Source organism: Mycobacterium simulans, assembly GCF_900232995.1.
Taxonomy (GTDB): domain Bacteria; phylum Actinomycetota; class Actinomycetes; order Mycobacteriales; family Mycobacteriaceae; genus Mycobacterium; species Mycobacterium simulans.
On sequence record NZ_OCVX01000076.1, the window covers coordinates 1 to 1,826 of the forward strand.

The window sequence follows — 1,826 nt, forward strand, 5'->3', positions numbered from 1 at the left end:
CGGCCTGGCGGCGGGTGTGGGTCAGCCCGGACAGGACCGCCGGCAAGGTGTTGCGGCGTGCCTGGGCGGCCAACGCCGACGCAGAGATGGGGCTGGCGACCAGCATCGGCTGTTGCTGGCTTAGGGCGGCATCGAACAAACCCAGGCCGGTTTCGATGCTGATCGGGGCCAGCCCACTGGTGGTGATACGGGCCCGGTCCTCAACACTTAGGTGCGCGGTCATCCCCGAGGGGGTATCCCAATACCCCCACGCCAGACTCGTCGCCGGCAGCCCATGGCGGCGCCGGTGCTGAGCGAGAGCGTCCAGAAACGCGTTCGCCGCAGCGTAATTGGCCTGCCCCGCCGCGCCCAGCACCGCGGCCACCGAGGAGAACAAGATGAACGCGTCCAGCCCGGTGTCGACGGTCAGCTCGTGCAGATACCACGCCGCGTCGGCCTTGGCGGCCAACACCGCATCCAGCTGCCCCCCCGACAACTCGCTGACCACACCATCATCAAGGACCCCGCCGGCATGAATGACCGCACTGAGCCGACGCTGAGCACGCACCTGCTCCAGCACCGCCGCCAGCTGCGCACGCTCACTGACATCACAAGCCACCAGGTCGACCTGAGCGCCCAACTCACACAACCGCTGACGCAACGACTCGGCCCCGGGGGCCCCCGGCCCGCGCCGCGAGGCCAACACCACATGGCGCACCCCATACGCGGTGATCAGATGCTCGGCGAACACCGCGCCCAACATCCCGGTCCCCCCGGTGATCAGCACCGCACCCTCGGGATCGAGCACCGGCGGCGGCAACAGCACAATCTTGCCGCTATGCCGGGCCTGACTCATATCCTTAAACGCCTGCACCGCGCGCACCAACCCGTAACCGGTCGTCGGCAACGGCGCCAACACCCCGTCGGCGAACCACTGGGTCAACACCGCCCACGCCGCCTGCAACTCCTGCGCTGAGGCGCTGGCCAGGTCGTAGGGGTGATAGCCGATCCCGGGATAAGCCGCCGCGACCTGCTCGACAGCACGGATATCGGTCTTCCCGATCTCCACAAACCGCCCACCGGCGGCCACCAGGCCCAGCGAGGCATCCACGAACTCCCCCGCCAGACTGTTGAGCACCACATCCATCCCGCGCCCCCCGGCGACCACGCGGAACTGGTCAGCGAAATCCAAGCTCCGCGACGAGGCGATCCGCTCCGGGGCCACCCCGAGCTGTTCCAGAATGTGCTGCTTGTCCGGATGCGCCGTCGCATACACCTGCGCACCCACATGCACAGCGATCTGGATCGCGGCCTGACCCACCCCACCAGCCCCGGCGTGGATCAACACCGCCTGCCCCGCCGCCAACCCCCCGATCTGCACCAGCCCGACATAGGCGGTCAAAAACGCCACCGGCACCGAGGCCGCCTGCTCCCACGACCACCCCACCGGGACAGCGACGACCATGTCCTGGTCGGTGACCGCCGTCGAAGCAAACCCATTAGCAGGGAACAACCCCATCACCGCATCACCCACCCCCCAGGTGGTCACATCCGCGCCGACCTCGATCACCACCCCGGCAGCCTCTAAACCCAACCCCTCACCAACGACCGCCCCCGAGGCCACCTCAAGATCACCGGTATTGAGCCCCGCCGCACCAACACGCACCCGGATCTGCCCCGCCGCCAACGCGGTATCCACCTCGGTGCCCACCAACGCCAGGTTGTCCAGGCTGCCTTTCGCGGCGGTATCCAGCTTCCACGCCCCACCCACCGGCGGGGGCAGCGCCTGCGCTTTGACCAGCCGAGGACGATAAGCGACTCCCTTACGCAACGCCAGCTGCGCCTCA

1 protein-coding gene is annotated in these 1,826 nt (G+C 68.3%); it reads right to left on the minus strand.

Annotated elements, in window-relative coordinates; genetic code table 11:
• The coding region (locus MSIMFI_RS27275; protein ID WP_191500036.1) for an MDR/SDR family oxidoreductase at nucleotides 1-1,826 on the minus strand (1,826 nt) is incomplete at both ends.